Origin of the sequence: Robertmurraya phoenicis, assembly GCF_047302285.1 — a bacterium.
GTDB lineage: Bacteria > Bacillota > Bacilli > Bacillales > Cytobacillaceae > Robertmurraya.
Genome location: NZ_CP154845.1, coordinates 1,396,819 through 1,420,744 on the forward strand (window position 1 = coordinate 1,396,819; position 23,926 = coordinate 1,420,744).

General features: G+C 38.0%; 26 protein-coding genes. 20 read left to right on the forward strand and 6 right to left on the reverse strand.

Annotated features, from left to right (window positions below):
• Positions 1–19 precede the first annotated feature (19 nt).
• The 15 genes from AA0X71_RS06795 to AA0X71_RS06865 all read left to right on the forward strand — a co-directional run bounded on the left by AA0X71_RS06795 (position 20) and on the right by AA0X71_RS06865 (position 10,345).
• Positions 20–1,105, forward strand: a complete 1,086-nt coding sequence (locus AA0X71_RS06795; RefSeq protein ID WP_413360643.1) for a M42 family metallopeptidase — start codon at positions 20–22, stop codon at positions 1,103–1,105.
• A gap of 114 nt (positions 1,106–1,219) precedes the next feature.
• On the forward strand, positions 1,220–1,510 hold the full coding sequence (locus AA0X71_RS06800) for an RNA polymerase alpha subunit C-terminal domain-containing protein (protein ID WP_413360645.1): 291 nt from the start codon (positions 1,220–1,222) through the stop codon (positions 1,508–1,510).
• 54 nt (positions 1,511–1,564) lie between these two features.
• Entirely contained in the window at positions 1,565–2,320 is a 756-nt protein-coding gene (locus tag AA0X71_RS06805; protein ID WP_413360647.1) for an SDR family oxidoreductase, read from the forward strand.
• Between the two features lie 151 nt (positions 2,321–2,471).
• A complete protein-coding gene (locus tag AA0X71_RS06810; RefSeq protein ID WP_413360649.1) occupies positions 2,472–3,389 on the forward strand; it encodes an ATP-binding cassette domain-containing protein in 918 nt (305 codons plus the stop codon).
• Positions 3,382–4,161, forward strand: coding sequence for an ABC transporter permease (locus tag AA0X71_RS06815; RefSeq protein WP_413360652.1), 780 nt, complete (start codon positions 3,382–3,384; stop codon positions 4,159–4,161). Before AA0X71_RS06810 ends, AA0X71_RS06815 begins: the two co-directional genes overlap by 8 nt.
• Before the next feature lie 10 nt (positions 4,162–4,171).
• Positions 4,172–4,849 carry a response regulator transcription factor gene (locus AA0X71_RS06820; protein WP_413360655.1) on the forward strand — a complete coding sequence of 226 codons (678 nt, stop codon included), beginning with the start codon at positions 4,172–4,174 and terminating at the stop codon, positions 4,847–4,849.
• A gap of 18 nt (positions 4,850–4,867) precedes the next feature.
• The gene (locus AA0X71_RS06825; protein ID WP_413360657.1) at positions 4,868–5,782 is read left to right on the forward strand and encodes a sensor histidine kinase; all 915 of its coding nucleotides are present in this window, start codon (positions 4,868–4,870) and stop codon (positions 5,780–5,782) included.
• Positions 5,783–6,337: 555 nt separating this feature from the next.
• Positions 6,338–6,535 (forward strand): hypothetical protein, encoded by a 198-nt coding sequence (locus AA0X71_RS06830; protein WP_413360660.1) that lies wholly within the window; start codon positions 6,338–6,340, stop codon positions 6,533–6,535.
• 13 nt (positions 6,536–6,548) lie between these two features.
• Complete coding sequence (locus AA0X71_RS06835) at positions 6,549–6,755, forward strand: histidine phosphatase family protein (protein WP_413360662.1); 207 nt, start codon at positions 6,549–6,551, stop codon at positions 6,753–6,755.
• A 12-nt stretch (positions 6,756–6,767) separates the two neighbouring features.
• The gene (locus AA0X71_RS06840) at positions 6,768–6,968 is read left to right on the forward strand and encodes an ATPase (protein ID WP_413360665.1); all 201 of its coding nucleotides are present in this window, start codon (positions 6,768–6,770) and stop codon (positions 6,966–6,968) included.
• Positions 6,969–7,003: 35 nt separating this feature from the next.
• Positions 7,004–7,747, forward strand: coding sequence for an AAA family ATPase (locus AA0X71_RS06845; protein ID WP_413360667.1), 744 nt, complete (start codon positions 7,004–7,006; stop codon positions 7,745–7,747).
• Between the two features lie 169 nt (positions 7,748–7,916).
• The gene (locus AA0X71_RS06850; RefSeq protein WP_413360669.1) at positions 7,917–8,390 is read left to right on the forward strand and encodes a DinB family protein; all 474 of its coding nucleotides are present in this window, start codon (positions 7,917–7,919) and stop codon (positions 8,388–8,390) included.
• A gap of 109 nt (positions 8,391–8,499) precedes the next feature.
• The gene (locus AA0X71_RS06855) at positions 8,500–8,778 is read left to right on the forward strand and encodes an ArsR/SmtB family transcription factor (protein ID WP_413360671.1); all 279 of its coding nucleotides are present in this window, start codon (positions 8,500–8,502) and stop codon (positions 8,776–8,778) included.
• A 47-nt stretch (positions 8,779–8,825) separates the two neighbouring features.
• Positions 8,826–9,212, forward strand: a complete 387-nt coding sequence (locus AA0X71_RS06860; RefSeq protein WP_413362509.1) for a VOC family protein — start codon at positions 8,826–8,828, stop codon at positions 9,210–9,212.
• 191 nt (positions 9,213–9,403) lie between these two features.
• Positions 9,404–10,345, forward strand: a complete 942-nt coding sequence (locus AA0X71_RS06865) for a hypothetical protein (protein ID WP_413360674.1) — start codon at positions 9,404–9,406, stop codon at positions 10,343–10,345.
• 69 nt (positions 10,346–10,414) lie between these two features.
• Here the strand turns inward: AA0X71_RS06865 and AA0X71_RS06870 are convergent, their stop codons facing one another.
• Complete coding sequence (locus AA0X71_RS06870; RefSeq protein ID WP_413360677.1) at positions 10,415–11,788, reverse strand: dipeptidase; 1,374 nt, start codon at positions 11,786–11,788, stop codon at positions 10,415–10,417.
• A gap of 495 nt (positions 11,789–12,283) precedes the next feature.
• Positions 12,284–12,490 carry a small acid-soluble spore protein SspI gene (gene sspI, locus AA0X71_RS06875; protein WP_413360679.1) on the reverse strand — a complete coding sequence of 69 codons (207 nt, stop codon included), beginning with the start codon at positions 12,488–12,490 and terminating at the stop codon, positions 12,284–12,286.
• 197 nt (positions 12,491–12,687) lie between these two features.
• On the opposite strand from sspI, the gene AA0X71_RS06880 reads away from it, so the two are divergent.
• The 4 genes from AA0X71_RS06880 to pheT all read left to right on the forward strand — a co-directional run bounded on the left by AA0X71_RS06880 (position 12,688) and on the right by pheT (position 18,770).
• Complete coding sequence (locus AA0X71_RS06880) at positions 12,688–13,698, forward strand: hypothetical protein (RefSeq protein WP_413360681.1); 1,011 nt, start codon at positions 12,688–12,690, stop codon at positions 13,696–13,698.
• A 351-nt stretch (positions 13,699–14,049) separates the two neighbouring features.
• Positions 14,050–14,796, forward strand: a complete 747-nt coding sequence (locus tag AA0X71_RS06885) for a TrmH family RNA methyltransferase (protein WP_413360684.1) — start codon at positions 14,050–14,052, stop codon at positions 14,794–14,796.
• 507 nt (positions 14,797–15,303) lie between these two features.
• Entirely contained in the window at positions 15,304–16,341 is a 1,038-nt protein-coding gene (pheS, locus tag AA0X71_RS06890) for a phenylalanine--tRNA ligase subunit alpha (protein WP_413360686.1), read from the forward strand.
• A gap of 14 nt (positions 16,342–16,355) precedes the next feature.
• Positions 16,356–18,770: a phenylalanine--tRNA ligase subunit beta gene (gene pheT, locus AA0X71_RS06895; protein WP_413360688.1), complete on the forward strand. Its 2,415-nt coding sequence runs from the start codon at positions 16,356–16,358 to the stop codon at positions 18,768–18,770.
• Between the two features lie 84 nt (positions 18,771–18,854).
• Here the strand turns inward: pheT and AA0X71_RS06900 are convergent, their stop codons facing one another.
• From AA0X71_RS06900 to AA0X71_RS06910, 3 genes are all read right to left on the reverse strand, one after another.
• The gene (locus AA0X71_RS06900; protein WP_413360691.1) at positions 18,855–19,058 is read right to left on the reverse strand and encodes an IS3 family transposase; all 204 of its coding nucleotides are present in this window, start codon (positions 19,056–19,058) and stop codon (positions 18,855–18,857) included.
• 84 nt (positions 19,059–19,142) lie between these two features.
• Positions 19,143–19,445 carry a hypothetical protein gene (locus tag AA0X71_RS06905; RefSeq protein ID WP_413360693.1) on the reverse strand — a complete coding sequence of 101 codons (303 nt, stop codon included), beginning with the start codon at positions 19,443–19,445 and terminating at the stop codon, positions 19,143–19,145.
• Entirely contained in the window at positions 19,399–19,689 is a 291-nt protein-coding gene (locus AA0X71_RS06910) for an IS3 family transposase (RefSeq protein ID WP_413362511.1), read from the reverse strand. Before AA0X71_RS06910 ends, AA0X71_RS06905 begins: the two co-directional genes overlap by 47 nt.
• A 1,459-nt stretch (positions 19,690–21,148) precedes the next feature.
• Here AA0X71_RS06910 and AA0X71_RS06915 point away from each other — a divergent pair.
• On the forward strand, positions 21,149–21,433 hold the full coding sequence (locus tag AA0X71_RS06915) for a hypothetical protein (protein WP_413360695.1): 285 nt from the start codon (positions 21,149–21,151) through the stop codon (positions 21,431–21,433).
• 1,512 nt (positions 21,434–22,945) lie between these two features.
• Here the strand turns inward: AA0X71_RS06915 and rnhC are convergent.
• On the reverse strand, positions 22,946–23,872 hold the full coding sequence (gene rnhC, locus AA0X71_RS06920; protein ID WP_413360698.1) for a ribonuclease HIII: 927 nt from the start codon (positions 23,870–23,872) through the stop codon (positions 22,946–22,948).
• Positions 23,873–23,926 lie beyond the last annotated feature (54 nt).

A 23,926-nucleotide genomic window follows, 5' to 3' on the forward strand; every position in this document is an offset into this window, starting at 1 on the left:
TATTAAGGGAGTCGAAATAATGACTAAATTAGATGAAACCTTATCGATGCTCAAGGAACTAACGGATGCGAAGGGTATTCCAGGTAACGAAAGAGAACCGCGTGAAGTAATGAAAAAGTATATTGAGCCATTTTCTGATGAAGTCACAACAGATGGTTTAGGGAGCTTGATTGCCAAAAAGGTTGGAAAAGAAGGCGGACCAAAGGTTGTCGTGGCTGGCCATTTAGATGAAGTTGGTTTTATGGTAACGCAAATTGATGAAAAAGGATTTTTACGCTTCCAAACAGTTGGTGGCTGGTGGTCACAAGTCATGCTTGCACAACGTGTAACAATTGTGACAAGCAAAGGGGATGTGACAGGGGTTATCGGTTCAAAGCCACCGCATATTTTATCTCCAGAAGCACGCAAGAAGCCAGTTGAGATTAAGGATATGTTTATTGATATTGGGGCATCAAGTCGTGAAGAGGCACAAGAATGGGGCGTTAAGCCAGGGGATATGGTCGTACCATATTTCGAATTTACGGTCATGAACAATAAAAAGATGCTTCTCGCAAAAGCGTGGGATAACCGCATCGGTTGTGCGATTGCTATCGATGTTCTGAAGCAGCTTAAAGGGGAAAACCACGAAAATGTCGTCTATGGAGTTGGGAACGTTCAAGAAGAGGTTGGCTTAAGAGGAGCGAAAACGTCAACTTATACGATCAACCCTGATATCGGATTTGCAGTAGATGTAGGGATTGCTGGAGATACTCCAGGAATTACGGAGAAGGAAGCAATGAGTAAAATGGGGAAAGGTCCTCAAATACTTTTATATGATGCTTCGATGGTTTCCCATAAAGGCCTTCGTGATTTCGTCATAGGAGTGGCTGACGAATTAAACATCCCTTATCAATTTGATCTTGTTGCAGGCGGCGGAACGGATGCAGGATCTATTCACTTATCACATGAAGGTGTTCCTTCGCTAGCAATTTCGGTTGCAACAAGATACATCCATTCTCACGCAGCGATGTTACATCGTGATGACTATGAAAATGCCGTAAAATTAATCGTAGAGGTTATCAAGCGCCTTGACGCGGATACAGTGAACAAGATTACTTACGAATAATATTTAACACAGATAGCATACCGATCTGATTCTTGATTGGTATGCTATTTTTAATTTAACAAGGATAATAGCCTTATCATGTTGAAATAAGGAAATGGATAGGGAGGTATTATTATGGCCACAAATAAAAGCCTTAGAGTATGCGAAAAAGGTCATGAATTTTATAAAAGTAGTGGTTGTAGGAGCTGTCCGATTTGCGATAAAGAGAATAAACCACAGAGCGGATTTCTTTCGAAGCTCAGCTCTCCTGCAAGAAATGCCTTAATTCATGAAGGGATTGAGACTTTGCAAGAACTGTCCAAGTACACGGAGAAAGAGATTCTAAAACTCCATGGAGTAGGACCTGCTTCTATACCGTCGCTGAGAGCTTCGTTAGAGGAAGAAGGATTAGAGTTTAAAAAATAGTTTAATCTGTGAAAATTGTTAAAAGGGTATGTTATCTCGGAGCTGGAGGAATAGATGATGTTGTTGAAAAATAAAATTGCGATTGTGACAGGAGCTAGTAGTCCAAGAGATATCGGAACAGCCATTTGTCGCAAATTGGCTTCACAAGGGATTGATATTTTCTTTACCCATTGGAAAGCGGAACAGGATTGGATTGACGGGTTTCAACAGGAAATGGTCAATTTGGGTGTCCGCTGTGAAAGTCTAAATATTGATTTGTCAGAAGGTAATGCGGTAATTGAAATTCTCGACTTTGTGGAAAAGAAACTAGGATTCCCATCGATCTTGGTCAATAATGCAGCCCATTCAAAGAATGATGGATACTTGGTTTTGGATGCTAAAACACTAGATGAACATTATGCAGTGAATATGAGATCTACTTTTCTCCTTTGTGTGGAATTTGCTCGGCGTTTTGAAAAAGCGAATGTACAAACAGGAAGAATCATTAATATGACATCTGGACAAGATTTAGGCCCAATGCCAGGAGAGTTAGCATATGTAGCAACAAAAGGAGCGATCTCAGCCTTTTCGAAGTCGTTATCTCAAGAACTTGCACCAATAGGGATAACGGTGAATGCTGTAAACCCAGGACCGACAGACTCGACGTGGATGAACGATGAAATCAGGGAATATCTATTACCCAAATTTCCAATGGGGCGTATTGGAAAACCGGAAGATGTTGCAAGAATCATTGCTTTTCTTGCTAGTGATGAAGCACAGTGGATCACTGGTCAGGTGATTCATTCTGAAGGTGGGTTTATTCGGGGCTAGGAGAAAATTCATATCTCGAAGGCGGAACCCATCATTAAAATTGGGTTCCGCCTTTCTGTGTTTCTTTATACTTTCTTTATACTTTTCTAGTCTATTTTTTTATAGGTATTGTTTATCCTAAGTTTATCAAGTTCGAAAGGAAGAACATTTTATGACGGAGACAATTCTTAAAGCAACCAATGTTTCAAAAAAATATGGGAAACACAAGGCGCTCGATAAAGTGTCAATCGAAATAAAGCGGGGAATGATTTATGGTCTAATCGGCGAGAATGGTGCCGGGAAATCGACATTCATGCGTACTGTGATGGGATTAATCACAATCGACGAAGGTGAAATTGAACTGTTTGGGAAAACAGGTGTGAAGGGATTGCAACATGCAAGAAGAAAAATGGGCCAATCGATTGAAACTCCCGCCCTTTACCCAGAATTAACAGCTCGGGATAATCTCAGAGTACAAGCGGCAAACGGTGGTATCAGTGAACGCGAGATTGATGAATTGCTTCGTTTAATGAGCCTAGAGCATACAGGAAAAAAGAAAGCGAAGAACTTTTCATTAGGAATGCGCCAACGCTTAGCGATTGCTTCAACGCTTATTACACATCCTGAATTCTTAATTTTAGACGAGCCAACGAACGGGCTTGATCCTTCAGGAATAGTTGAAATGCGTGAAATCATTCATCGATTGGTATCTGAACGAGGGATCACCGTGTTGCTTTCAAGCCATTTACTCGATGAGCTATCACAAATCGCTACCCATTATGGCATTTTACACGATGGAAAACTCATCAAAGAGCTATCAAGGGAAGAGCTCGCAAATGAAACGCGCCAATATATTGAATTAGAAACTGGAGAGGTTCAAAAAGCAGTTGTCGTACTAGATGAATTAGGGATTCGTGATTATGAAGTCATCAATGGAACTGACATCAACATTTATGAACGTTTAAATGATGTCTCTAGAATTAACCGATCTTTAGTGTTAGCTGATGTGAACGTTTCACGAATTGGGACAACCCGACAAAAACTTGAAGAATATTTTTTACAATTAACAGGAGGAGGAAATCATGCTTAATCTTTTAACAGCAGAGAGGATTAAATTAATTCGCAGTAAAAAATTACTGATTGTACTCGCTATATTGTCCCTGCTTCCTATCATTCAAGCGGTGAATAGTAAAATGATTGTGAGTTATGGAACAGAGCTTGTTCAGGCAAAAGACACGGTTATTAATGGGGCAACAGGTATTCTTATGATGGAGAAAAATGGTTTGACTGTGTTACTTGCGATGTGTGCATTTATTGGATTTTTCATAGGTGAAGAATTTCAAAATGGGACAATTCGCAATGCGTTGTCTTTAGGCCGCAGTCGGACTCATTATTATCTGTCAAAATTGGTGATTGCTTCACTCCTTGCATTTGTTGGTGTAGTTGTTATGACAGCGCTTGGTATGATCAGTTTTTCAATCGTTCTAGGCTTTGGTGAAGTATCCGAAATAAGTAATTACGGCTGGTATGCGATGAAAACTTTTATAACCCTTTATATATTGATTTTGGCCAATGTATCCATCTATGTAATGATTAGCTTTATAACAAAAAACAGTGCGATTTCCCTTGTTTGGAGTTTCCTTTATACGATTGGAACAGGTTTTGGTGCAGGAATCTTTCTAGAAACCGAGCATTTTAAACAAGTGACATACTGGTTTACAGAATCATTTTTGTTCTATTCCGATTTCGCAAGTCCAATAGATGTGGCAAAGTATCCTGACATGATATTGGTTAGTTTAATTACAATCGTGTTATCATCAATTATAGGAATTCTGCTTTTTAAACGAACAGATATAAAGTAGGTCGGTGAAAATGACAACGGTATTAATCATTGAAGACGATATGGCGATTCATTCGCTCATGAAAGAAACGTTAGAGTTAGAGAATTTAAAGACATTAAGTGCATTCTCAGGGACAGAAGGACGATTACTTTTCGAACATAATCAAGTAGATTTAGTTCTCTTAGATTTGATGTTACCGGGGATGAATGGAGAAGATTTTCTCCATGAAATTAGGCATAACTCTAACGTACCAGTCATTGTCATCTCAGCAAAAATGGATCAAGATTCGAAATTGGAGCTTTTGACTAATGGTGCAGATGATTACCTGACGAAACCATTTGATGTAAAGGAACTCCTTGCCCGAGTTCACATTCAATTACGTCATGCTTCAAAGACTTTTGTAAACGATCTGCAAGAAATTCATTATAAAAATCTTCGAGTCAATTTAGAGACTCGAGATGTTTTCGTTAATGATCATGATCATACCGTACATCTTACTGGTCGCGAGTATGCTATCCTTCTTCTTTTTCTAGAGAATCCACAAAAAGTATTTAGTCGCGCTAATATTTACGAAAGTGTTTGGAATGAACCTTATTTTGATAGTGATAAAACGATTAATATGCATATCAGCAATCTAAGAAATAAACTAAACCAAGAAGATACAAACTATATTAAAACGGTATGGGGCATTGGCTTCAAATTTGATTAAAAAGGGAGCGTGTTTGGAATGTGGGGATGGTTATTTGTTTTCCTAGCATTAGCGCTTCTTTTTTATCTTTACTTTTTGAAAAGAGAAATTAGAAATTTGAAACAAGAGATTAAAAGCATTCCGACTCGTGCTAGCTTTGGCGGTAGATTATCTCTAAATTTTCGTGAAAAGGCTTTGCTAGATTTAGTTGATGAATTGAATCAAATGATTGATGAGTTTGAAGACAAAAATCTCCAAGCAAAACAAATGGAGGAGAACGTAAAGCTATCCATTGCAGGACTTTCACATGATTTGCGGACACCACTCACATCTATTAATGGGTATGTACAACTTTTAAATGGTAATACGGATGATGCAAAGAGAGCACATTATGTATCGATTATTGAGGAGTCTGTACAACGACTAATTGAAATGACGGAACACTTCTATGACTTAGCACGTATGGAAACGAATCAAAAAGAAATGGCATTATCGTCGATTTCGCTATCTAAGTTAGTGGAAGAAATCTTTTTGTCTTTTTATGAACAATTGGAGGAAAAGAAAATTGAACTCCAATTTCCCGAACAAACGAATGAAAACCAAATAATCGCCGATAAATTAATGTTAACTCGTGTGATCCAAAACATCGTACAGAATATTCTTCGTTATGCAAAAAGTAATGCGATAATCAGCTATGAGAATGAAGAAGACTTTCTTGTTTTTAGTATTAGAAATGACGTCAAACCAGATAGTAAAATGGCTGTAGAGAAAGTATTTACGCGTTTTTATACAGAGGTCACCAGTAGAACGAATACCGAAGCAAGTGGGTTAGGGTTATATCTGTCGAAAAAGCTAGTTGAAAAGATGAATGGGAGAATGGATGCAAAACTGCTAGATAATTGGTTTGTTCTTACAATTTATCTTCCGAATATTAGGATGGAGAAAATGAATTAAATGCGACTGCTACGATGGCAGTCGTATTTTTTTATTCAAACGGCTCGAATCTGGTTCCATGACTCCTTCATGAGACATACCGTCCAAAAGAAATGGCATAGTTCTGGTTTCATGAGGACTTCATGAGACAAACTTTCCTCAAGAGATGGCTTAAACCATGTTCCATGAGGGCTTCATGAGACATACCTTCCTCAAGAAATGGTTCAAATCATGTTCCATGAGGGCTTCATGAGACATACCTTCCTCAAGAAATGGTTCAAATCATGTTCCATGAGGGCTTTATGAGACATACTTTGCTCAAGAGATGGCTTAAACCATGTTCCATGGGGGCTTCATGAGACATACTTTGCTTAAGAAAAGGCTCAAACCATGTTTCATGACTCCTTCATGAGACAAACCATCCTCAAGAAAAGGCTCAAACCTTGTTCCATGCACGCTTCATGAGACATACTTTTCTCATTATTTGCAGGAATTAACATGAGTTTTAGAGAAAAGGAAACATTAGGAAATGAAATTTGTGGTTAAGGGGATAGCATACAAAATGATAAAAGCGGTTTGGTTGATTTAGATGGGACTCTATTAGATAGAGATACGTCGCTCAAAAATTTCATTGAAGACCAATATGAGAGATTAAGCAAACTACTGGGACATGTGCCCAAGGAACAACAAACTGCAGAAATTATTAGTAAGATAGTAGGTATACCGATGGTTGAAATGACTGAAATTATCGAGCGTGATTTTGGTGATGACTGAGGGGTTAGAGAAAATGGATTTAAAATATAAGAATAAAAGAGTGATAGTGGTCGCTCATGGAGCGGTGATTAATGCGATATTGGCGGAGTTGTCTGATGGTGAAGTAGGTTCTGGAAAAACAAAGCTAGTCAATGCTTGTATAATTAATATTACTTTTTCTCAAGGAGAGTGGAATATTAAGAATTTCAATCAAATTGCGTACCTTTCACAATATAGATAGGGAGATGGTTCTGTGAATAAGCTCTTTTGGATACCGTTAATGTTTTCATTTGGAACGATGATCGTATTATATTTGATAGGCTATTTATTTGATGTCGATTTTCTTACATTGAAAATCTCATTTTCATATAGTGAGATTGCTTTCTTACCTATTGTACTGGGACTTTTAGTTGGTTTTATAAGTGAGAGAATTATAAAATATAAATCTTCATAAGGTTATTTGAGACTATGTAAAATGGTGGTGCAATGATGTACTTACGAAGTGTAAAAATAATGCAAGAAAGAATTCAGAATCCAAATAGCTATCCATTCTCGATACCGAGTTTGAAAAATACCGATACAATTGAGTTCAATAATCCAGTAACATTTTTTGTAGGAGAAAATGGTTCAGGAAAATCGACCTTACTTGAGGCTATTTCTTATCAATGTGGATTCAATAGCGCTGGCGGTGGAAGGAATAATAATTATGATGTAGATTCGTCTACGTCTGATTTAGGTGATTATATCCGTCTTTCTTGGTTCCCAAAAACCAACAAGGGATTCTTTTTAAGAGCTGAGAGTTTTTATCATTTTGCTTCCTATTTAGATGAGTTAGCCCAGGAAGACCCTACTTTCCATTATCAAGGATATGGTGGGAAATCGTTACATGAACAATCCCATGGAGAGTCTTTTCTATCCTTGTTCACGAACCGCTTTGGAGAGGGTGGGATATACCTACTGGATGAACCAGAAGCAGCATTATCTCCTGCTCGTCAATTATCCTTTTTAAGGGTCATCCATGAATTAGTAACAAAGGAGGAAGCACAATTCTTAATAGCAACCCATTCACCTATTCTCCTTGGTTATCCAGATGCCCAAATTTATCATTTTAATGAGTCTCCAATTCAGGAAATTTCATACGAAGAAACGGAACATTACAGTTTAACCTTGAATTTTTTAACCAGACGGGAAAAGTTCCTTCATGAGTTATTTCGCGATGATGAAGAAGATTAGGTGGAACTCAGGACTTTTTACAAAGGGGATTGAAAATGAGAAGTTTGTAGTTCTTGAGTTGTTTTAACTTGGAATTGAATGTAATATTTTACTGTGGAACAAAAGGAGTATTTACATTTGAAATCGGGATAGTGAAGTTAAGAAAAAATTATAAACTGGAGTTGATAAAATGTATAGAATAGTGAATGACTTTTTAGCAGATTGGAATCATTCAGCAGGGGGCACACTTCGAGTTCTTGAATCATTGTCAGATGATAAATTAGGACAAGCAATCGTGGAGGGACATAGTACTCTTGGCTGGCTAGGCTGGCATCTAGCGACAAGTCCTGTATTCTTCTTGAGCCTTGTAGGTGAAAAATTAGAATCTCCAGGTGACCCGAAAGTAGTGCCAACGAAGGCAGCGGAAATTGTTAATGCTTATAAAAAAATCGCTGAAGCTGTAAAAGAAGTAGTAGAAACAAATTTGACTGATGAGAAATTGCTTGAAACGGTGGAAAGTTTTGCAGGACCAACTTCACGCGGTGCTTTGTTAAGAGGACTTATTGACCATCAAACGCATCATCGTGGTCAGATGACCGTTCTTCTCCGTCAAGCTGGTTTGTCAGTTCCAGGTGTAATGGGTCCGACAAAGGAAGGCAATTAAAACTCACTATTTTATGAGATGTATGGTTGAGTGGTACAGAATTCTTATCTAGCAACCATACATTTATTTATATTTGACATGCAACTTATGGGTTGCGTATAATCGATATATGGATTGGGACAAAGATGTAATATTCAAAGCACTTGGTGACACGACTCGTCGCCTTATTTTAGACGAACTTTCTGAACGCAATGAGATGACATTGTATGAACTTACTGCTCGTCTCATAATGAAACATAATCTTTCCATTTCGCGGCAGGCGATCGCTAAACATCTTTCTATGTTAGAAGAAGCAGAGCTTGTATTTTCAAAACGTAAGGGGAAGTATCGAGTTCTTACCTTTAATAAAGAACCTCTTAAAAACTTACTGAAAGGGTGGGTAGATTAGTTATTGATGAGAACCTATTTCGCCAATAGTAAAGGAGAGCTAAAATGATGAAAATAATCATTACGAGTATATTCGTTGAGGATCAAGATAAAGCATTAGATTTTTATACAACAAAGCTTGGCTTTGTAAAAAAACATGATGTTCCGAGTGGAGAATATAGGTGGATAACGTTGGTTTCACCTGATGAACAAGGGGGTACAGAGCTTTTACTTGAACCTAACCAACACCCTGCAGCGAAAGAGTATCAAAAGAAGCTGTTTGCTGAGGGCATTCCAGTGACCATGTTTGGAGTTGCAGATATTCGCAAAGAGTACGAACACTTAGTAGAAAAAGGAGTAAAGTTCACGATGGAGCCGACAAAAATGGGTGAAGTCACGATAGCTGTCTTTGATGATTCATGTGGAAATCTAATTCAGATGATAGAGCAGAAATAATATTCAGTATGTGTAATAAATGAACAATTTGGATGATCTAATATAACAGCGCTTTACTTCAATTTGAAGTAGAGCTTTTTTAAGGATCTTCAGTAATTTATAGTATTTTCCTTGAAAAAGGAGATACATCCCTTTTTATCGAATTCTTATGTAATAAAATTTGAATAAGTAAATTGAGGAGGAAATGGATAATGAAAATAGCAAAAGAGACTTTCGAAAAGTCAGGTGCATGGATCAAACGAAACGCTCGTCCGCTCGAGGCTGCGAGATGGGAGTATCATTTCGAAGGTGGTTCAAAGGAATCAGTCATCAAATCCTTATCAGCATTTCAAAACGATGATGGTGGATTTGGTCATGGAATTGAACCGGATTTTTGGTCACCTCATTCATCGCCAATGGCGACATGGGCTGCAGGACAAATCCTTATGGAAATAGACGCGGATAAAGATGGAGTAATCGTTAAATCGATGATTGATTATCTGGTCAATACGAATCAACGTGAAACTGGAATGTGGTTCGCTACCTTACCTGAAACAAATTCATTTCCACATGCACCATGGTGGCATTGGACAGAGGGAGTACAGGAGAATTGGATGTTCAATCCAGGTGCAGAGTTAGCTGGATTTCTCATTCATTGGTCTTCTGAAAAGAGTGAAGCTTCCCAAATTGGGTGGTCAGCTATTGAAAAGGCAATCAATCGATTAATGAATGCTGATAAAATGGATAAACATGAGATTAATAATTATCAAAAATTGCTAAAAGTATTGAATTCGCACGAAGCTATGTTTACACGTAAACATCCATTCTCTTTGGTGGAGGTTTCGAATAAAATTTCAGCATTAGTCAATCAATGTGTTGAGAAAAATGTGAGTGAGTGGGCAACTGGGTATAAACCGCTACCTCTTGATTTCATTCATAGTGCTGAAGATCCTCTTTGCGGAGAATTTGGAGATTTAATGGGTAACAATCTGAATTTTTATATAGAGACTTTATCTGAGGAAGGAACTTGGGACGTTTCGTGGGAATGGGGAAGTTATCCAGAAGAATTCGCTATTGCTAGAAGACATTGGAAAGGCATCCTTACGGTGGATAGATATAAAAAACTTAAGGCGTTTGGGGTTTTGGATGAATGAATGGTTGAAGTCATCCATATCAGACTCTTCCAAAAAGAAAAGGTGGATCCCCAGGATCCACCTTTTCTTTTATAATGATTTCTCTAGTTCAGACCAATACGTACATAGGGTTTCCATCCCCTTGTCAAAATTCTCAAGATGGAAGTGTTCGTTTGGCGCATGGAAGTTTTCAGTAGGTAGTCCGAAGCCCATGAGTACAATGGGAGCGTGGAGAACCAGATCTAAGATTGCAATGATTGGTAATGATCCACCACCACGTGTAAAGGAAGTGGGAACTTTATAGACGGCTTCAAAAGAGCGACTTGCTGCTTGGATAGCGGGATGATCGAATGGAGTGACATAAGGTGCCCCTTTATCAAAAGGTGTCATGGTCACTTCAACGCCGACTGGTTTATTTTTTTCAATATGTTGCTTTAGTTGGTCGATGATAACATCTGGATCCTGGTTTGGTACAAGTCGACACGTAATTTTGGCATGTGCCTCTGATGGAATAACCGTTTTAATACCGTCACCCTGGAAGCCACCGTAAATTCCGTTAATATCTAATGTAGGACGGACCCAAGTTCTTTCCAGATAGTTAAAGCCTTTTTCTCCATATAGCGCAGGAACACCTAGTTCTTGACGTTGTTTTTCCTCATCAAAATTTAATTCCTCATAGGCTTTCTTTTCTTCAGCACTTAATGGTAGCACTTGATCATAGAATCCATCAATCGTTACTTTACCGTCCTCACTATGGAAAGAATCTAATAGTTGAACTAGAGCATTAATTGGATTATGTACACCGCCGCCATATAGACCAGAATGAAGGTCACCATTAGAACCTTTTACGTTGATTTGCAGACCTGCTAGTCCTCTAACTCCATAACAGATGGTAGGTTTTCCTCGTTCATTCATGCTTGTGTCTGAAATAACAATGACATCTGCAGCAAGTAATTCTTTCTGCTCCTCAACAAAAGCAGGGAGATTGGGGCTGCCAACTTCTTCTTCCCCTTCAATGCAAAATTTGAAGTTGAGCGGCAAGGTGCCTTCTGTGTTTAAAATGGCTTCCAATGCTTTAAGGTGCATGAAAGTTTGACCTTTGTCATCACTAGCCCCACGTGCGAAGAGTTTTTCGTCACGAATCTCTGGCTCAAATGGAGGGCTGTCCCATAAATGAATAGGATCAACTGGTTGAACATCATAATGTCCATAAATCAACACAGTCGGCTTTCCTTCGGCATGAAGCCAATCTCCATAAACAACTGGGTGTCCTTTCGTAGCATGTATTTCTACATTTTCCATTCCAATCTTCTTAAGTGCTTCAGCAACCCAATTTGCAGTTCTGATTACATCTTCTTTGTGATCAGGTAGTGCACTAATGCTTGGAATAGATAAAAAATCAAAAAGCTCTTTTAACTGTGAATCTCGGTTTTCTTTTAGATAGGATTGGATGTTCTGGTTCAAAGCGTTTCCTCCTATAAAATGTTTGTCTTTCTTTTAGAATACCGAAAATCTTATATTTCGTATATAAGTTAATATAATAATTAGAAAATTTGTTGTGAACGATCGTTTGTTGTAATGAATGAAGTGTAATGTGGGTTTTAAAATATGTAGAAGGTAAGGCTGAGTCGAACAGAAATACCTAAACATCCCATGAAAAAGGTGTTTAGGTTTTCCTACGTTAATAAACTTCTCCCACATATTTCGATTGTGGTTTTTATCGTAAATGGGGTCAGTAGCACACATTAATTCCAGTATCAACGGTTAGGAGAGAATTATTAGAGGGGAGAATTTTAGAGATATATCATCACTCTTTCAACTTACCTGAGGCACATACATATGCTATCATGAAATATATGCACTCACAGCAACAGGAGTTTTTCGAATTTCTATCGAATTATCGTATATAATAGATGAAAAAATCCATCGGAAAGGACATTCCTCCGATGGATTAAATCTTTATTTTAAGCCAGATTCAAGAACTTGGAGCATTTCTTGTCTGTCCTCTTCTGAGGCATTGGTCCAAATGATTTCAAAAAGAACACCTAGCCCTGGAAGCATTTTTTCTTCTCCATTTTGAATCGCATCGACAATCGTATCCCGTAACTCATCTTGAGAATTGCCAGTCACGTTATGAATGATCGCATTGCGTAAATTTAAATCCATGTGTACACACTCCTTCTATATTGACTTCCTTTATATAATTTTCCTGTTCGTAATGATTTTATGTATAAGAAAAGAATATTACTGGATAATTTTGTATTTCTATAAAGAACAGTATTGTTTAAGGAGTAGTTAATTGCACAAGCAGAAAATAGATTTCATACATAACCTGTTACAAATTATATGAAAGGCAGGTTAATATGGGGATTCGGCCATGTCATTGTTGTAATTATTGTGAATGTATTTGTCCTCGGGGACCAAGAGGCCGTAGAGGACCAGCAGGAGCACAAGGAGAAGTAGGGCCAAAGGGACCAGCAGGAGCACAAGGAGAAGTAGGGCCAGAGGGACCAGCAGGAGCACAAGGAGAAGCAGGGCCAGAGGGACCAGCAGGAGCACAAGGAGAAGCAGGGCCAGAGGGACCAGCAGGAGCACAAGGAGAAGCAGGGCCAGAGGGACCAGCAGGGCCGCAAGGAGAAGCAGGGCCAGAGGGACCAGCAGGAGCACAAGGAGAAGCAGGGCCAGAGGGACCAGCAGGGCCGCAAGGAGAAGCAGGGCCAGAGGGACCAGCAGGAGCACAAGGAGAAGCAGGGCCAGAGGGACCAGCAGGGCCAGCAGGGCCAGCAGGACCGCAAGGAGAAGCAGGGCCAGAGGGACCAGCAGGAGCACAAGGAGAAGTAGGGCCAGAGGGACCAGCAGGGCCGCAAGGAGAAGTAGGGCCAGAGGGACCAGCAGGGCCGCAAGGAGAAGCAGGGCCAGAGGGACCAGCAGGACCACAAGGCTCTCCGGGATTAACCCAAATTGGTTTTAATCAAGACTCAGTTATTATAGTTACAGCACTAACAGTTGGTCCTAAGTTTCCTCTCACAACTACTCCAATTAATATAACTGAACCGTCGCAAGTTTTAGTATTAGGTAATTTTACTTTCAGCTATTCAATATTGAATACTTCTTTTCATGTATCGTGGTCATTAGAAATAGCACGTGATGGTTTTCTTATATACTCTTTCAGAGGTCAAGATCGATTAACTGACTTAAGTACTAGCGGTAATGAACTTAATAAACCTATAAATGTAAATATTATTGATACCCCGCCACTGGGAACCCACACCTATACAATTACACTCAATATTAATTATATAGAAGGATTGAGTATGGGTTCAAATTTTACTGTGTGGAATCGTTCAATTCAAGCTATTGCAATACTATCCTAACAATTTGGAAGTCATGGTACCTTTTTAAAATATAATAATTTATCAGCTAAACGCCTTGCTTTGGAATTAAATACAAGGGGTGGTACAGTTAATTTGGCCTTAAGTTGAATGGACCATCTTCAATGATAAGGTGCTTTGACACAATAAGGAATAAATATTAGAGACTAAAATATGCAAGCTTTTATTTACTACTTGCATATTTTACCTTTTATATACTATAAAAGATACTGCAATCATAGCATTTTAAAATGCTAAACACAGATAAGGAATCTATTCACAATTGAGCACTCAACTATTTTTGAACTATAATGAGAGAACTTATATCATCATATAAAATGGAGGTATTATCTGTTGAAATATATACAGTCTGCTCAAAATCCACAAGTTAAGCAATGGAAAAAGCTTTTAACGAAAAAAGAACGTGATAAGACCGGAACTTTTTTAGTTGAAGGGTTTCATCTTGTTGAAGAAGCGATTAAAGCTGATGCCGCACTAGAGATTATCGTTAGTGAGGGGATTGAACTCCCACCGCATATGGACTACGGTTCTATATCCATAACGACAGTTACGCCTGAAATCTTTCGAGAACTAAGTGATACCGAAACTCCTCAAGGCATTTTAGCTCTTTGTGAGGGAAAAAATGTTGAAAAGCTAGAAGGAAAACAATTTTTATTAATTGATGCTGTTCAAGATCCAGGGAATTTAGGAACGATGATTCGTACTGCGGATGCGGCTGGAATGGATGGGGTCATTGTCGGGCATGGTAGTGTCGATATTTATAATGCGAAGGTCATTCGCTCAGCGCAAGGAAGTCATTTTCATTTACCTGTTGTGAGAGGCTCTCTTAAAGAATGGATGGAGAAGTTTTCAACTGAAAATATTCCTACCTATGGCACATCTTTAGAAAATGGCCATATATATACGGAAATAAGTCCTTCCAAATCATTTGCCCTTCTCGTCGGAAATGAAGGTAGTGGGGTCAACCAAGATCTGTTACAAATGACGACAAAGAATTTGTACATTCCTCTCTTTGGAAAAAGTGAATCGCTCAATGTCGCTGTTGCTGCAGGGATTTTGCTTTATTATTTGAAGGCTTGAATCCCTCCCTTTAATGTACTATAATTAACAGCGATATAATTTTTCAAACTTACATAATGAAAAACATTGACGGAGAAAAGTAGCTTACCACCTCTATTAAGGGAGAAAATGCCTAAGACTGAAAGCATTTTTATAGATAAAGTAAGTGAAGTTCACCTCCTGAGTTGGCATCGGGACCAAGAAATGCAAATTTTAGCTATCTAAAGCTGTCTAGCTTCAGCGGCTAGCCCTTCGAGGTCATAAGTCAATCCTCCCAGAAAGGTAAAGAACACCTTTCAGTGAGGCTCGTCTTATGCTTGTCAGGGCTAAGCAAGCCGCTTCCGCATTTCATGTAAAGATGCATCGGCTTAAAAAGCCGTTATCGGAATGAAGTGAGCCATATTTATGTGGCTAATTAGGGTGGTACCGCGATCATAAACCTCGTCCCTTTCTAGGGATAGAGGTTTTTTTGTTTTTCTATGGAAAAATAGGCTGACGAATTTTATTAAAAATCAAGGAGGATTTCATATGCAAGAACGATTAAAGGAATTGCAGCAGGAAGCATTGCAAGCTGTTGAAAATGCTGCTGACTTAAAAGAATTGAATGATATTCGTGTTTCGTATTTAGGGAAAAAAGGTCCAATTACAGAAGTATTAAAAGGGATGGGCAAGCTTTCTGCAGAAGAGCGTCCCAAAATGGGAGCACTCGCAAATGAAGTACGTGATATTATTTCTGCGAAAATTGAAGAAAAGCAAAAAACATTAGAAGAAGCGGCCGTTTTAGCACAGCTTGCTTCAGAGACAATCGATGTGACTCTTCCTGGAAGACCTGTTCAAACAGGAAATCATCACCCGCTTACACGAATTGTTGAAGAAATTGAAGACTTATTTATCGGAATGGGCTATACGGTTGCAGAAGGTCCAGAAGTTGAGAAAGATTATTACAACTTTGAAGCATTGAACCTTCCAAAGAGTCATCCTGCCCGTGATGCTCAGGATTCCTTCTATATTACAAAAGAAGTATTGCTCCGTACGCAGACATCCCCAGTTCAAGCAAGAACCATGGAGAAGCATGATGGGAAAGGTCCAGTGAAAATTATTTGTCCTGGTAAAGTATACAGACGCGATAGCGACGATGCGACGCATTCTCACCAGTTCATGCAAATTGAAGGTCTAGTAGTGGCTGAAAACATTCGCATGAGTGATTTAAAAGGGACACTTGAATTATTTGCGAAAAAATTATTCGGTGAAGATCGCGAAATTCGTTTGCGCCCAAGTTTTTTCCCATTCACGGAGCCTTCAGTAGAAGTTGATGTTTCTTGCTTCAAATGTGGTGGTCACGGATGCAATATCTGTAAACAAACTGGCTGGATTGAAGTATTAGGTTCAGGAATGGTTCATCCGAATGTTCTTGAAATGTCTGGCTTTGATTCGAAGAAATACTCTGGATTTGCTTTCGGTATGGGTGTAGAACGAATTGCAATGCTGAAATACGGAATTGATGATATCCGTCATTTCTACACAAACGATACTCGCTTCTTAAAGCAATTTCAGGTTCAGGAATAAAGGAGGATTTAGACATGTTTGTTTCTTATAAATGGCTGCAAGAATATGTAGATTTATCAGGAATTACACCTGATGAGCTAGCAGAAAAAATTACGCGAAGTGGGATTGAAGTTGAAGGCGTAGAGGTGTTGAACGAAGGATTAAAAGGTGTCGTTATCGGCCATGTCGTTGAACGTGAACAACATCCAAATGCGGATAAGTTAAACAAATGCTTAGTTGATATTGGTGGAGAGAATCCTGTTCAAATCATTTGCGGAGCTCCGAATGTAGATAAGGGACAAAAGGTTGCTGTTGCCACAGTAGGTGCGGTCCTCCCTGGAAACTTCAAAATTAAAAAGGCGAAGCTTCGCGGAGAAGAATCGAATGGAATGATCTGTTCTCTTCAAGAGTTAGGAATTGAAGGAAAGTTAATCGCCAAAGAATTTTCCGAAGGGATCTTTGTGTTCCCGAATGATGTAACCGTTGGGGAAGATGGGCTTACAAAATTACAACGTGATGACCAAATTTTAGAGCTAGGGTTAACTGCAAATCGTGGAGACTGCTTAAGCATGTTAGGTGTGGCTTATGAAGTAGCGGCTATTTTAAACCGTGAAGTGAAGCTTCCTAATCCAGCAGTGAAGCCGATTTCTGAAAAAGCAACCGATTATATTTCTATTAAGGTAGAGGCAAATGAAGATAACCCATTATATGTAGCGAAAGTGATTAAGAACGTGAAAGTGGCGCCATCTCCATTATGGATGCAAGGAAGATTAATGGCAGCTGGTATTCGTCCACATAACAATGTTGTCGACATTACGAACTATATATTACTTGAATACGGTCAACCACTTCACGCTTTTGACTACGATCGTCTCGGTTCAAAGGAAATTCTTGTACGTCGAGCAAATGCTGGTGAAAAATTGGTTACGCTAGATGACGCGGAAAGAACATTAACGGCTGAGCATCTTGTCATTACAAACGGTAGCGAACCAGTTGCTCTTGCTGGAGTGATGGGTGGCGCCAATTCAGAGGTACAAGCTGATACGACAACGGTATTACTTGAATCTGCCTATTTCAAAGGCGAAACTGTTCGTAAAGCATCAAAGGATCACGGCTTAAGAAGTGAAGCAAGCTCTCGCTTTGAAAAAGGTGTTGACCCAAATCGCGTGCGTGCAGCGGCAGAAAGAGCAGCAGAGTTATTAGCATTATATGCTAGCGGCGAAGTATTAGAAGGGGAAGCAGTTGTTGATACTCTTGAGGTGGAGCCAGCTGTTATCTCGATTACTTTAGAAAAAATTAATCGCGTGCTTGGAACAGCTATTACTAATCAAGAGGTTGAAAGTATTTTTACTCGTCTTCAGTTTGAAACAAGTGTCGAGAATGAAACGATTACGGTAACCGTTCCTACTCGCCGTGGTGATATTACGATCGAAGAAGATTTAATCGAAGAAGTTGCTCGTTTATATGGCTATGATCATATTCCATCTACATTGCCAATCGGTTCTGCAACTCCGGGCCATTTAACGACGTACCAGCAAAAGAGACGTGCAGTTCGTCATTATTTAGAAGGAGCAGGACTATATCAAGCAGTTACTTATTCTCTAACTAGTGCAGGAAAAGCGACTCAATATGCACTTGAAACACGTGAGCCAATTAAGCTTGCGATGCCGATGAGTGAGGATCGTAGTCATCTTCGTTTAAGCATTATTCCGCAACTATTAGAGGTTGTAAAATACAATGTGGCACGTCAAAGTGATCGCGTTGCTCTTTATGAAGCTGGACCTGTATTTTTAGCAAATGGAACTGATGAGCTTCCTGATGAAAAGGAGCGTTTAGCTGGTGCAATTACAGGATTATGGGAGCAGCATCAATGGCAAGGTGAAAAGAAAGAAGTAGATTTCTTTGTCACAAAAGGAATTTTGGAAGGATTATTTGCGAAGCTTGGACTTGAGCAGAAAATCGAATATCGTCAGGCGGTAGTCGAAGGGATGCATCCAGGAAGAACAGCTGAAGTTTACTTAGTTGGAGAAAAAATTGGATTCGTAGGTCAAGTCCATCCAACCGTGCAAAAGGATCTCGATTTAAAAGAAACGTATGTGTTCGAGCTTTGTTTAGAAGCGATTTTAACAGAAGCAGTTGCTCCTTTACAGTATCAATCGATTCCACGCTATCCTTCGATTACAAGAGATATTGCTCTTGTTGTTGAAAAGGAAAAGGTAGCTGGTGAATTAGAAAGCATCATCGTTGAAGCTGGCGGAAAGCTATTAAAGGATGTTCATGTCTTTGACCTATATGAAGGCGAACATATGGAACCAGGCAAGAAATCAATTGCCTTCTCCTTAAAATACTTCGACCCAGAGAAAACATTAACAGACGAAGATGTCACAAAAGTCCATGAAAAAGTATTAACAGCAGTGAAAGAAAAAGCTGGAGCTGTTTTAAGAGGATAAAAGAATAGAAAGCAAGAGGAGAAAAATGGTTTGTTTTAAACTGGCACCTATGTCAAGGACACAATAAAAAAAGAGCTTAAGCAACTAGAGATGATTCCTATATTGAATAGGGGTCATCTTTTTTAAGTTCCACTGATATCGATAATTGTTATAGTAAACTATATAATGATTTATTTTCGCCTTGCATTCTTTCAACGTTTTAGCCGTTTTATAATCTACATCATCTTTTAGGTGGCCAAAGAAGGACTCTTGAGGAGCATTATCCCAACAGTTGCCTCTGCGTGACATAGATTGGCCAAGACCATACTTGTTTAATAACTTTTGATATTTTGGACTAGTATAATGACTTCCTTGATCTGAGTGGATGAAGGCTTATGGATGTAGAGTTACTTTCTTGTTGTTCATTAATTTCTGTACAGTCTTAGTTGCGATGTCTAAAGTAATCCGATCGGAAACATGATAAGCTAAGATTTCGTTAGTGGAGGCATCTTTTACGGTCGACAAATAAGCCATACAATTCCCGTTATATGGAAAATAAGTAATATCCGTTAATAATACTTTTCCAGGAACTCCTTGCTTGAATTCTCTGTTTAATTTATTCGGAACGACTTGGTGCTCCTTAGTTGCCTTAGCGATTTTTTTTATATGGATTCGGTCTTCTATGAGGACATACAATTTCGTATTTCCTCATGATTCTCTGGATCTTTTTACGACTAAAAAGAATGTTGAAGTCATTTTCCAGTATCATTTTTATAGAACGTAAACCTTTCTTATATCCACGACGATTAAAGGCTTTTAATATAACGTTCTTTGCTTCTAAATCCAATTTTTCTCTTGCTTCTCTGCTACTGGATGCCTTTAAGTAGCTATAATATCCTGAACGGGATACATCTAATAGCTGACAAAAATATGTGGTCATTCCTTTAAAACGATTCTTTTCAATGGTCTCATAAATCAACTGATATACTTTACTCGGATCTAGATTTTCTCTTGCGTTTAGCAAAAATAGCGAATTAAAACACAGACACGGGTACAATGTTGCAAAATCCTCGGGTCTATTAGGTATGGAATTGCAAGGTGCCATGGCAATATTTACGGTGAATTTAAAAAGAATCTTGAAATTAATGAGTTAAAAAAGAGGGGAATTCATGAGAAAATTGATAAAAAAAGACGACTCTACATTCAAAAAATTAAATGAGGGGTCGTCTTTTTTTTAGGAGACCAACTGATTATTTAGAAATGACCTCAGTTTGTCAGTGGCCTCGTAGTTAAAACACTCTTTTTTTTTGAGTGTCTTAACCACAGGTACCATAATAAATCAGTTCCTTTGTTATTATATCGCAGTACATTCTCCGCTAACTGATTACGGCCACCTGAATCTACCACTAATGACATGTTTTGTATCAAAGAATGACAAGAAATTTACCACTAATCGACAGGTTATTTACCAGCCAATACTTTGGGGAAATAATGGAGGTGGTTTTGGCTCTTTTTAAAGAAAAAAACGAATCCATATCACATATTATCTGATGTTGAATTGATAATGAATATTGATCATGTCATGATTTCCATAACATCTCTCCTATTTTAAATAACTAATAACTATTAAAATAAAAATCAATGTAAAGAAAATACTTCTTATTATAAGAGACCGTCTTATATATGCCTCATCTACTTTAGGTTCCTCTAAATATGCTGGCTGAAACCATAAACGAATAGCCTTTGTAGGATTTATATACTGCCAAATAGAGATGGTATAGAATAAAATGACTATGATAAAAAATAAAATTATTTTAAACATATAATCCCCCCTCACTCCGTTACTTTAATAATACCTCCAAAACGAAACAAATTGCCTTATTTCTTCGATTTGATGGACAATCCTTGTTTCTCCGAAGCGTTTATCTTACTTCATATAGTTATTTCAATAAATTATCTTTTAAAACAGAGAAAGATTCTTCTTGTACCCTACTTTTTTCTTTAAATACATAAATTAGGGATGCTGAAAAGACTAAATTCCCCTTTCATCTCAATTTTTAACAATTTTTTTAAAAATTTTATTGACAATATATAGGACTAGTGTATAGTAAACGTAGCACCTGATTGAATATTCTGTCAATCTTCGTATTATTCAACATGATTGTCGGTTTAGTTTCTAGACACAGAGAGCGCCACTTTTTCAATGATCTTTAACTGTACTAGAAAAAAAGGAAGATTTATTATGAAAAACCTTTTTTATTGTTTTTTGATATCTACACTTGTTATTTCAACATTAGTTTTATCAAGCGCTGCCTCCGCTTCTGGCTTTAATGATGTATTAATTAAAAGGAAGCGAAGGAAAAGAAGGGTTTTGTAGTGAAACTTTTGAATTAAACGGAGTGCATTATTTTTATGAAGATACTGAAAAGTATACTTTAACCATCTCAAAGTCATTAAATGGTGAAGAAATAATCGCTTATAAAGATAAGAATGGTAAAGACGATGAACTTTACATTCAATATAAACAAGGGATTACAAATAGTGTAAATGAATCAACAGTAACTTATGAAGCAAATACGGAAATTACACTATTAGATTCAATTGATGTTGAGTACCTAGAAAACATTAAAGAAGAAGTTTTGAATAACGTTCAATTCAAGAGTTCGCCACAGTTACCGATTTAACAGAAGTCGAAGATGAAAATTTATTAAAAGCAGGTACTTCCAGTGTTAGTAAAATAAACATATCATTAGCCCAAACTTATGGTGCACAATTCACTTTTAAGTTTTTAACAAGTCTATATAAAGACGGATATAATGGATACCTGTATGAACACGAGACTTTTGGAGCTTACCCAAAATCATCATTCTTTTTTAATGCTCTTACTGCTATCGGAATTATAGCTACTGCAGTTGGTGCACCTATATCGGGTTTACTTGGCATTGCCGCGTGGATATCGGCAGGAGCAGGAGCCTACCAATTAGTTTATCCAACTGATTTTGATCAATGGAATGCATCAGTTTATCGTCAGAAGGAAGTTAAAGTTGTTGACATCTATCCATATCGATCATTTTATGATCGCCATCTTGTTGCTGTAACTGGCGACCGAGGAAATGCAGCTTTATCGGGGGTTAAATCTACTTATAAGAATAGTGACTATGATTCAAATAGTTCTATCATAACTACTGGAATTACTAACTACATCAGGTATTATAAGTAATTATACAACTTTGAATTTTTTATTATGACAATTCATAATAAGGAAATACCGGAATAAGACATTTTATCCTAAGTTTCCTATCCAATTTCGGATTAGAAAGAGTAAGTAAAGGTGGCTACTCGAATAGCAAAAGTCGTAAACTGACAGATAAACTCCCGTTCCGTGTTTGACATTTTTGTAGATTAATGTAAATACACATTTTTCTAAAGAGTTGGTTACATTTTTTTGTATAACATCTTTTTAAAATTAACTTAATAGATATACTAATACTATATTTATTGTAATTATTTAGTTTACCCACGCGGGAAAACTTTCTGTTTATCAAACACACTTTATTTATTCAAGTGATTAAAACTACTTTTTTGTAGTTCATCATGATCATTTGGATAGAAGTGTGTTTTTTTCTGTGAAAATAAAAATCCCTCGAGTCTCCTGCATGCTATTGAACGAGGTGGTATCAGAAAAACATTTCTTAAATTTTTTCCATGATTTGATTACTACTAGTGAATTTTTCTCCTTTGCGATTTCCTTGATTAATTTCTTTGGTAATTTCATGTCGAAAAATCCTCCTTAGCAAAAATTATTTATCCTAATTCTTGCCAAGGTGACCCCTATTTTTGCAAGAAACTAGGGAAATACTTGGAATAAATTCACGTTTAAAATAAAAAAGGAATTGTCTGTCTCCTCTTGCTTTCTTTTCTGTTGATGTACCTACATAAATTTTGAAGCTTTGTGTTAAGCGGAGATTTTCCGGTTAAATGATGAATGGAGCTCTTTTCATGGAAAATAAGCGGATTTTTTCCGCTTATCCACTGCAAAATTGTCATTTTAAACGATTTTCAAGCCAATAAGCGGAAATTTTCCGCTTAAATAAGCTATTTTTTATGGAATTAACAAAATAACCGGAAATTTTCCGTCTATTTTCCCGCTCGGCCCCCTGCACGTGCACCAGCACCTATTCCCGCTCATCGGGATCCTAACTCCGAACAATTTTTAGAGCTTTCCCCGTGTTGGCAAAATGCAATTTCACGAACTTTGGTAACACACTTTCTCCCTTTTCCTTAATCAACCTAGCAGCGGCCTTGTCAACGGCAGGACCTGCTCCTTTCGGAATCGTGAACCCAGCCTCCTTGGATAAGTTCTCGAAGTGTTTAACAAAGGCATAGCGGGCAATAATCGAAGCGGCCGCGACAGCAAGGTGAACTCCTTCAGCCTTGGTACTAAAGTAAACATCCTCTTTATGGACGACAGACTGTCCTTTTAAGTAATTATAATAGACTTCCTTTTTAGCAAATTCATCAATCAGTATAGCATCTGGTTTTTCTGGGGCTATTTTTTCTAGGACATGGCCGATTGCTTGATTATGTAATAAGGCTTTAATTTTCCCTTGTGACATTCCTTTTTGCTGTAATTGATTGTACTTTTCGTTGTGCAATGTTAAGAGACTGAAAGGGATAATTTCTTTAATTTGCTTCGCAATTTCTGAAATCGCATCATCCTTCAGATTTTTTGAGTCTTTTACCCCTAATTCCTTTAATAACGGAATTTGTTCTTTTTGAACATAAGCCGCAACAACGGTGATCGGTCCAAAATAATCTCCTGTACCAACCTCATCAGAGCCGACAACTGATAGGTTTGCAAAATTGGCTGGAAGGGTTCCGCTCGAAGTTTTTGGTTTCGCGACCGCGCTATTTGCAACTGTTTCTCCCCATTTGTTCGCTTCACTTTGACAGCCACCACCTTGAAAAAGAACTTTCCCGGATTTATAGGGAGTAATCGTACATTGAGGAGTTTTGGCACAAAAAATACTCCCCGGCGGGTTCGAATTAGTTAATTGAGCCTCATAGTGCTTCTTCATCGCATCAATTTCACTTAAGGTTAGCTTTAAAACAACCTGACTCATATGATTTTCTCCAATCTTTTTATATATTTCTTCTATATCATCTCTTAATCTAAA

Coding starts and splice junctions, on each gene's coding strand:
- AA0X71_RS06795 (WP_413360643.1), top strand. CDS start 20: ATGACTAAATTAGATGAAACCTTATCGATGCTCAAGGAACTAACGGAT.
- AA0X71_RS06800 (WP_413360645.1), top strand. CDS start 1,220: ATGGCCACAAATAAAAGCCTTAGAGTATGCGAAAAAGGTCATGAATTT.
- AA0X71_RS06805 (WP_413360647.1), top strand. CDS start 1,565: ATGATGTTGTTGAAAAATAAAATTGCGATTGTGACAGGAGCTAGTAGT.
- AA0X71_RS06810 (WP_413360649.1), top strand. CDS start 2,472: ATGACGGAGACAATTCTTAAAGCAACCAATGTTTCAAAAAAATATGGG.
- AA0X71_RS06815 (WP_413360652.1), top strand. CDS start 3,382: ATGCTTAATCTTTTAACAGCAGAGAGGATTAAATTAATTCGCAGTAAA.
- AA0X71_RS06820 (WP_413360655.1), top strand. CDS start 4,172: ATGACAACGGTATTAATCATTGAAGACGATATGGCGATTCATTCGCTC.
- AA0X71_RS06825 (WP_413360657.1), top strand. CDS start 4,868: ATGTGGGGATGGTTATTTGTTTTCCTAGCATTAGCGCTTCTTTTTTAT.
- AA0X71_RS06835 (WP_413360662.1), top strand. CDS start 6,549: ATGGATTTAAAATATAAGAATAAAAGAGTGATAGTGGTCGCTCATGGA.
- AA0X71_RS06845 (WP_413360667.1), top strand. CDS start 7,004: ATGTACTTACGAAGTGTAAAAATAATGCAAGAAAGAATTCAGAATCCA.
- AA0X71_RS06850 (WP_413360669.1), top strand. CDS start 7,917: ATGTATAGAATAGTGAATGACTTTTTAGCAGATTGGAATCATTCAGCA.
- AA0X71_RS06855 (WP_413360671.1), top strand. CDS start 8,500: ATGGATTGGGACAAAGATGTAATATTCAAAGCACTTGGTGACACGACT.
- AA0X71_RS06860 (WP_413362509.1), top strand. CDS start 8,826: ATGAAAATAATCATTACGAGTATATTCGTTGAGGATCAAGATAAAGCA.
- AA0X71_RS06865 (WP_413360674.1), top strand. CDS start 9,404: ATGAAAATAGCAAAAGAGACTTTCGAAAAGTCAGGTGCATGGATCAAA.
- sspI (WP_413360679.1), bottom strand. CDS start 12,490: ATGGATTTAAATTTACGCAATGCGATCATTCATAACGTGACTGGCAAT.
- AA0X71_RS06880 (WP_413360681.1), top strand. CDS start 12,688: ATGGGGATTCGGCCATGTCATTGTTGTAATTATTGTGAATGTATTTGT.
- pheS (WP_413360686.1), top strand. CDS start 15,304: ATGCAAGAACGATTAAAGGAATTGCAGCAGGAAGCATTGCAAGCTGTT.
- pheT (WP_413360688.1), top strand. CDS start 16,356: ATGTTTGTTTCTTATAAATGGCTGCAAGAATATGTAGATTTATCAGGA.
- AA0X71_RS06900 (WP_413360691.1), bottom strand. CDS start 19,058: ATGTCACGCAGAGGCAACTGTTGGGATAATGCTCCTCAAGAGTCCTTC.
- AA0X71_RS06910 (WP_413362511.1), bottom strand. CDS start 19,689: ATGACCACATATTTTTGTCAGCTATTAGATGTATCCCGTTCAGGATAT.
- rnhC (WP_413360698.1), bottom strand. CDS start 23,872: ATGAGTCAGGTTGTTTTAAAGCTAACCTTAAGTGAAATTGATGCGATG.